Source organism: bacterium (assembly GCA_016786595.1).
Classification (GTDB): domain Bacteria; phylum Bdellovibrionota_C; class UBA2361; order SZUA-149; family JAEUWB01; genus JAEUWB01.
The window spans coordinates 21,565-27,640 of the sequence record JAEUWB010000012.1 but is presented as its reverse complement, the minus strand read 5'-3'; the positions used below and the strand labels follow the sequence as shown (position 1 = coordinate 27,640).

The 6,076-nt window shown below is 43.6% G+C and carries 8 protein-coding genes; 3 read left to right on the top strand and 5 right to left on the bottom strand.

What is annotated here, in order from left to right:
• Positions 1 to 113: 113 nt before the first annotated feature.
• Together JNK13_03010 and JNK13_03005 are read left to right on the top strand one after the other, a co-directional pair.
• A complete protein-coding gene (locus JNK13_03010) occupies positions 114 to 812 on the top strand; it encodes an OmpA family protein (protein ID MBL7661702.1) in 699 nt (232 codons plus the stop codon).
• A 231-nt stretch (positions 813 to 1,043) separates the two neighbouring features.
• A complete protein-coding gene (locus JNK13_03005; protein ID MBL7661701.1) occupies positions 1,044 to 1,283 on the top strand; it encodes a hypothetical protein in 240 nt (79 codons plus the stop codon).
• On the opposite strand, the gene thiE is transcribed toward JNK13_03005, so the two are convergent.
• Complete coding sequence (thiE, locus tag JNK13_03000; GenBank protein MBL7661700.1) at positions 1,235 to 1,906, bottom strand: thiamine phosphate synthase; 672 nt, start codon at positions 1,904 to 1,906, stop codon at positions 1,235 to 1,237. The two genes, JNK13_03005 and thiE, sit on opposite strands and share 49 nt — an antisense overlap.
• Before the next feature lie 173 nt (positions 1,907 to 2,079).
• Here thiE and JNK13_02995 point away from each other — a divergent pair, with 173 nt between their 5' ends.
• Positions 2,080 to 2,325 carry a hypothetical protein gene (locus JNK13_02995; protein ID MBL7661699.1) on the top strand — a complete coding sequence of 82 codons (246 nt, stop codon included), beginning with the start codon at positions 2,080 to 2,082 and terminating at the stop codon, positions 2,323 to 2,325.
• A gap of 23 nt (positions 2,326 to 2,348) precedes the next feature.
• Here the strand turns inward: JNK13_02995 and JNK13_02990 are convergent, their stop codons facing one another.
• The 4 genes from JNK13_02990 to JNK13_02975 form a co-directional block, all read right to left on the bottom strand.
• On the bottom strand, positions 2,349 to 3,911 hold the full coding sequence (locus JNK13_02990; GenBank protein MBL7661698.1) for a DUF2079 domain-containing protein: 1,563 nt from the start codon (positions 3,909 to 3,911) through the stop codon (positions 2,349 to 2,351).
• 64 nt (positions 3,912 to 3,975) lie between these two features.
• Entirely contained in the window at positions 3,976 to 4,821 is an 846-nt protein-coding gene (locus JNK13_02985; protein ID MBL7661697.1) for an EamA family transporter, read from the bottom strand.
• 5 nt (positions 4,822 to 4,826) lie between these two features.
• A complete protein-coding gene (locus JNK13_02980) occupies positions 4,827 to 5,342 on the bottom strand; it encodes a phosphoribosyltransferase (protein ID MBL7661696.1) in 516 nt (171 codons plus the stop codon).
• 190 nt (positions 5,343 to 5,532) lie between these two features.
• Positions 5,533 to 6,006 (bottom strand): hypothetical protein, encoded by a 474-nt coding sequence (locus JNK13_02975; protein ID MBL7661695.1) that lies wholly within the window; start codon positions 6,004 to 6,006, stop codon positions 5,533 to 5,535.
• Positions 6,007 to 6,076 lie beyond the last annotated feature (70 nt).

Sequence of the window (6,076 nt, the reverse complement as noted above, 5' to 3'; positions counted from 1 at the left end):
GATGCTGAAATAAAGGCGATTCGAGCATTTAGCGGTGTCCAACCCCAAGGCAATAAACGCTAGTTTGATTTAATGCTTCTTAAGCTCTTTTGTGTATGCTAATCAATGACTTTATGAAGTTTTCTATTCTCGTCTGCATATTTTTAGTTTGTTGCGTTGGGTGTAATCCACGTCCAGTGCCGGGGCCTGACAAGCAAGGGGCAGGTACGCTCTACGGTGCGATGGTTGGTGCGGGTAGCGGTGCTGTGATTGGAGCGCAAGTCGGGGCGACTACCACATCGAGTGTGCTAGTGGGCGGCAGCTTTGGTGCCGCGCTTGGAGCAATGCATGGGGCAGCACAAGATTTAAACGAGGACGAGCAATTGCGCTTTGACGCCGAAGCTAGTCAAACGAAAGAAGTGCTCTACGCGCAACAAGTGCTTTCTCAACAATTGGAGCGCAGGATGCGCTTACATCCTAATCGAGATATTTATCCAGCCGATGTTTTTTTTGATGCTGGCGACGTTAAGTTGAAGTGTGGGGCTGATAGCTTAGTTAAAGAAATCACCTCTTTAAGTCGTGGCCGTTTTCCTTGGTCTCGCTTAGTTGTGGCTTCGTATGTCACATCAGCAAATCCAAAGTCTGACTATGCTAAGTATTTAGCGAAGAAGCGCGGGGAAGCAATTGCCACACAGATTATTCGCTCAGGAATTGATCCTAAGCGAGTTGCAGTCCAACCGATTACTATGAAAGATCCACTTGTGTTTGACCCCGAAGATAACGATCCGATGCGGTATTATGAGGCTGTTGAAATCGTTCTCCCAGACCGCTGATAAAGTCCGGTTTCGGTCGATTCCCGTTCCTCGAACTTTATCAAGGATCTTAGATGAGGATAGTGCTTTCCCGATTATATTCTTAGGCTTGAACTTATACTTCCCCTGATCCTTAGTACTTAACCTTTCCCTTTTTAAATTAAGGAGAAGCATAAGCAGGGTTAAGATTGGCCACCAAGTTTGTATATGCTCTTGAAATACAAGGGTTAGTTGTTTTAAGATGCATCCACTATGACAAAAGATGAAATTAAAACGTATCTAACCGAAATCGAAACTCAGCTAACTGGCAATCAATTGCCCTCGATTCACGCGCTGTTAGCATTGGACGGAGTGTTTCGCCTACCAAATGCTCACGAAATGCTCGACGAAGAAGTGAAGACGCACGCCAAGAATGTTTGGAATAAAGTTAAGGCAGCAGGTCTTCACCTTGAAGATCCACCAATACTTTTTGGATTTCCAAAAGCAAGTTGATAATTGCCTAAAAGAGTGTGCAGGGTTTCTCGATTTTCATAAAGATCAGACACCACTGCAACGCTTGCGGCCCCTGCTGCATAGACAGTTTTTGCGTTAGTAGCATTAATACCTCCGATTGCAACAACAGGTAAGCTAGTCCGCTGACAAATTTCTTTTAATGTTTCGAGACCGACAATTTCTGCATGCCCCTGTTTTGTAGCTGATCTGAAAATCGGGCCAAGTGCAAGGTAATCGATTGCTGTGAGGCAGGCCTTAGTAACTTGTTTGTTAGTGTGAGTTGAAAGACCGATAATTTTGCCAGGACCAAGTAATTTTCTGGCGATCTCTTCCGGTAAGTCGTCTTGACCAAGGTGAACACCATCGGCGTGAGCAGCTAGTGCAATATCGACTCGATCGTTAATGATAATTTTTGCATCCTGAAGCTCAGGTTTGCTTTGTCTGTAGGAAATTAAGCGCTGGCAAAAATCAAATAAATCCTGATCGGGAAGAGCTGCTTTTGAGCGAATTTGTACGTATTTCAAAGTTGCAGATGAGCTTTGGTCTAATAACTTGCAGCCATATTCGTAAGGATTTTCAACACTTCCCAAGTTGAGGATTGCGTATAGAGGAGATAAATTCATGCGTAAGCCTAGATAAATTCTCAGATTTGAGCGTTTCTCGGTAAAGTCTAGCTATAAATCACTCGCCTGCATCGAGCAGGGATAATTTTATTATCAAACGCTGAAATTGAGTCAATTTGCCAAGTTTAGTCATTTTAAACTATAATTCATTTAAAGTAAGGCGCTTGCTGGTTATGGCTCAAAATACACTATTTCAAAAACAGTATCATGATTTAGATAAGCTGCACACAGTGCGTAAACTCGTTAGTGAAGCCGCTGAAATTTTGCGGGGCATCTCGCCCGATCACGAGCGAGTCGCCTGGCTATTAGAAGATAGTCTTGAGCAAATTGAATACCCCGCTGACCCTGAGTTTGGGCATTGGGAGCAACCCGAGACGGCAACTTTCGATCTGCCCAAACAAAAAGTTAAATCTAACTAATTGTTTTTTTAAAACTCTAATTTTTACAGTTCTGGCTTCTTACAGCGAACAATCCAAGAAGCATTTTCTTTGCAGATATAACTATGCTTCAGATATAAGGGGTTAATCTTATAGGCTAAACCTTTACGCAGTGCGATTACGTCCCAGTCGGTTTTCCTTGCATTTGCGTTCCAAAGTCGTGTGACTTGTGCATGCTCGATGAAAAGTGAAACGTCGAAATCATCAGCAATAACTTTTCGATCTAAATTTATCGCTAAAAGTGCATCTTGAGCAGGGAGATTCTTTGTGCGGAGAAAATCAACTACGTCAGCCGCTGGATGAAATCTTCCCGCGAGAGAAAATTGCAGGCATAAAACTAGAGTTGGGATTAGTCGCATTAGATTTGGCGGCAAACGATTTAGACTGGTGTTAGCAATCGCAACGAGTGCGGCGAAGCTAAGTAAGTATGTAGGCAGTACGCCATAATAATTATAGGGATGATACATCGGCTGAAAATTTGAAATCAGAATTAATGCTAAAAAGAAGTAACCTGGTAAGCCAATAATCCAAGCCTTTTTACTCCACAGCGGGCTAAATAATAGCGGTAGGAAAATAATCAGCGTAAAATATAATTTGCTCTTGATGCTTTGCGGTTCGAGCAGTTGACTGAGGTTACTGAGCCTAGCTTGCGGACTAAAAGTGCGGCCGATCGCGCCTTGCCCTGGACCAAAATAAAAATAAATTCCGACCAAAGAAACAAGGCCAAAGAGACAGGCAAGCCAAGTAAAGTTCTTAGAGTAAGCTTGCTTGGCAGTAAAATAATTCCACAAAATATAAGTCAGCAAGAATACAAAATAGGCAAGAAACATTGTTTCCTTACAAGTCAGCGCCATGCCCGACCCCAGGAAGAAAAATAAGGGAGATTGCTTAAGAATTCCTAGGATTAGTAATGCCAAAAAAGGCAGTGCTAATATTTCATCACGAATTTCCCAAAATAAACCCGCGCGTAGTGTTGGATTTAGCGCTAAAATCAGGGTGAGCACTAAAGCGCTTTGCTCGTTAAATTTAAGTTCACGTGCAACATAATAAAATCCGACTAAGCCACCAGCAACTGCAAGCAGATGTATTAAAATCCCTGAAATTTGTGGCGATAGACCAAAATAGGTAAGCAAAGCCGGTAGCGAAAAAATTGGAACGAAATGATGGCTGATAAAGTCGCTCCAGTTATTACCGACGAGAGAAATTTGGAAGCTTCCGGTATTAGCAAAATTGTTAATTGCTTGTGTGAAAATTGCAAAGTCGATGCCTTGCCTACCAAGATAATATTGAGCAATTTGTGAGCAGCCAAGCAGGACCAAGTAGTAAAGTAGGACAACTTTAGAAAAGTTCGAAGGAAATCCTTGTTCTGGGATCTCAGAAGTGGGTGGGGTTGGGTAATTATTTGTGGATTTAAATTGTCTTCCAAGGAGTTCGCCGCAGATTAGCCCGCAGCAGACAATTGTTCCAGCGCGAGCTAGGTCGCTAGCGCTGAGCCCACCTGCCCACATCCCAACAAGTGCAAATGGTAAAAACGATAAAACATAGGAGGCTCGGGTAAGTAGAGGCATAGTTTTTAGATGTGCAATATTCACATCTACGTACAATCTGTCAAGAACTAGCTCGCTTTAAGTTCTAAATTAAAGCAATAATAATTCCTGCCAGGGCTAAAAGTAGCGCGATGATTTTTCGCTTGGCCTCACCTTCTCGAAAGTAAATTAAGCCAGTTGTTACGTTAATGATTAGTGCAGACCGCATACAAATCATCACTACAGTTGCGGGCAATACTGTTAAGGCAGAAAGCTTTGCTGCCATAAATAAGACTTCAAATAGGCCTCTCGTGCCAAGAACCTTTCGCTCACTAAGTAATTCGCGCGGGCTGCCATCGAAAAGGAAAAGTGGTGCGGTGAACAATCCGGCTAGTGCCGTCATGGCAAATCCTGAAAATACTGGATGCGCAGTTTGCACCGCAAGCCGGTCTAGGCAGGTATTAGTTGCCATGAAGGTGACAGCTCCGAGAGCAAAGCAAGATCCTTTGAGAGTTTGGGGATTTTTATAAATCACAGTTAAGCTTGCAGCGACAACTAGCAGAGCGCCAATCAAGAGCGCAGGCGTAACAGGATCGTTTGTAATAAGCACTGATAGACCGACTACAAAAATCGGCAGCAGGGAGAGAATGATTGAGACAGTGGAAAATTCTCCGTGCTTAAAGGCATACATCTTGCAACTTTCACCAACGGCATCGGAGAGTGCTCGTAAGATAATTAAGCTCCAAAAACCAGAAGAAATCTGAAAAACGGGGTAACCTAAGCCATGTAGTAATGCTAGTAAAATGAGAAAAAAGGGTAGGGCGTAGACGAATGATCCTACGGAAGATGCGGCTCCTGAAATATTCAATGCAAGTAACTTGCTGCCGATATCTTTTGCTGATGAGAAAAAAGCAGCAGAGAAAGCAGCCAGGTATGCAAGGCCAAGCGACATCTAGCTTAGATTACGTCCTCAAGTAGGCGGACTGGATCTCCAGTAAAAGAGGCAACTACAGGAACTGGCCCGGGGCCGAAAGTGCGGTCGATTAGTGATGCCCAACAAAGCACCCGCGCATTTAACATTGTAACGCGAGTATGCGCTTCAAGGCATGAACGCGCAGTTGTAATTACGTCGCTGACTAGAATCAGATTTTTCCCTCTAATCGAAGAACTTTTCCCGTTTTGGGGATCAAGTTTAGCATAGGGTATAACTTCAATTGGTTCTTCGCCTGGGAGCGCTAGTTCTTGAGCGAGGATCTCTGCAAATCCAGTGTAGCCGCCAGGGAGGTTAATGATTATTTCAGGAAGGTTTGGTTCAATTACTTTGAGCACCCTTTCAGCGACATAATCCCCGCAGGTCTTTAGATCTTCAGGAGAGAGCTGATCGACGCGATAAAAAATATTCGCTTCACAACGACTACCGACGCGAATAGGGACTTTAAAATGTTCTGTGATTCGTTCGAATATTTCTCGCATATAATCCGGAGTTAAACAGAGGCTGATATTTAGTAGAAATTTCCAGATAAGTCCAGAAAATAGCAAACTCGATGGGTTTACGAAAATGAGGCGGCCCAAATTGAACCCAGACAAAAAACAAAAATGAACAAGAAATACACAAGAAATTCAGGTAGAGCTAGTTGTCAGCTAACTCCACCTGATAACTTAACTATCTATGGGTGAGTGATGTTGTCAGCAGGGCTTGGCTAATGAGTGCGCATACTGAATCGTCTGGTCTCAGTCCCAATTGTAAAATCCCGGTGTGGACAGAATTGCCATCTTTGTCAAAACTGACATATCCACCACTTTTCCCAAGAACAGAGAAGCCATAGGCTTCAAGGCATGTACACAGCTGACCCCAGGCTTCGTTAGATGGGTTGATCTTATGCCAAATCGCAAGATTAGGCAGTATAAGAATCAGCCCAGTTCCAAACTCGCGCAAGAATTCGATGTAGATGTGCCCAGTTCCAGCAAACTGATCTGGATCAAAAACCACAAGGACATTGTGGCTACGAGTCAATGCGCTATGGATTTTGAGTTCATAGTGCGGGTGAAAGCGGAAAGCGCTGGGCAGCTCCTGTCCAGCCACGACGAGACGAATTAGAGCGCAGAGCCCGTTGATTCCATTGCCAATTTCTTCCATGATATTAAATGATTTATACCCCCGAGTAGAACCCTGTAGGCTAAGCGAGGATACAAAGAAAAAACCTTAT

Excerpts from the sequence above, each read along its gene's own strand:
- JNK13_03010 (MBL7661702.1), top strand. The coding sequence starts at position 114 with ATGAAGTTTTCTATTCTCGTCTGCATATTTTTAGTTTGTTGCGTTGGG.
- JNK13_03005 (MBL7661701.1), top strand. The coding sequence starts at position 1,044 with ATGACAAAAGATGAAATTAAAACGTATCTAACCGAAATCGAAACTCAG.
- thiE (MBL7661700.1), bottom strand. The coding sequence starts at position 1,906 with ATGAATTTATCTCCTCTATACGCAATCCTCAACTTGGGAAGTGTTGAA.
- JNK13_02995 (MBL7661699.1), top strand. The coding sequence starts at position 2,080 with ATGGCTCAAAATACACTATTTCAAAAACAGTATCATGATTTAGATAAG.
- JNK13_02990 (MBL7661698.1), bottom strand. The coding sequence starts at position 3,911 with ATGCCTCTACTTACCCGAGCCTCCTATGTTTTATCGTTTTTACCATTT.
- JNK13_02985 (MBL7661697.1), bottom strand. The coding sequence starts at position 4,821 with ATGTCGCTTGGCCTTGCATACCTGGCTGCTTTCTCTGCTGCTTTTTTC.
- JNK13_02980 (MBL7661696.1), bottom strand. The coding sequence starts at position 5,342 with ATGCGAGAAATATTCGAACGAATCACAGAACATTTTAAAGTCCCTATT.
- JNK13_02975 (MBL7661695.1), bottom strand. The coding sequence starts at position 6,006 with ATGGAAGAAATTGGCAATGGAATCAACGGGCTCTGCGCTCTAATTCGT.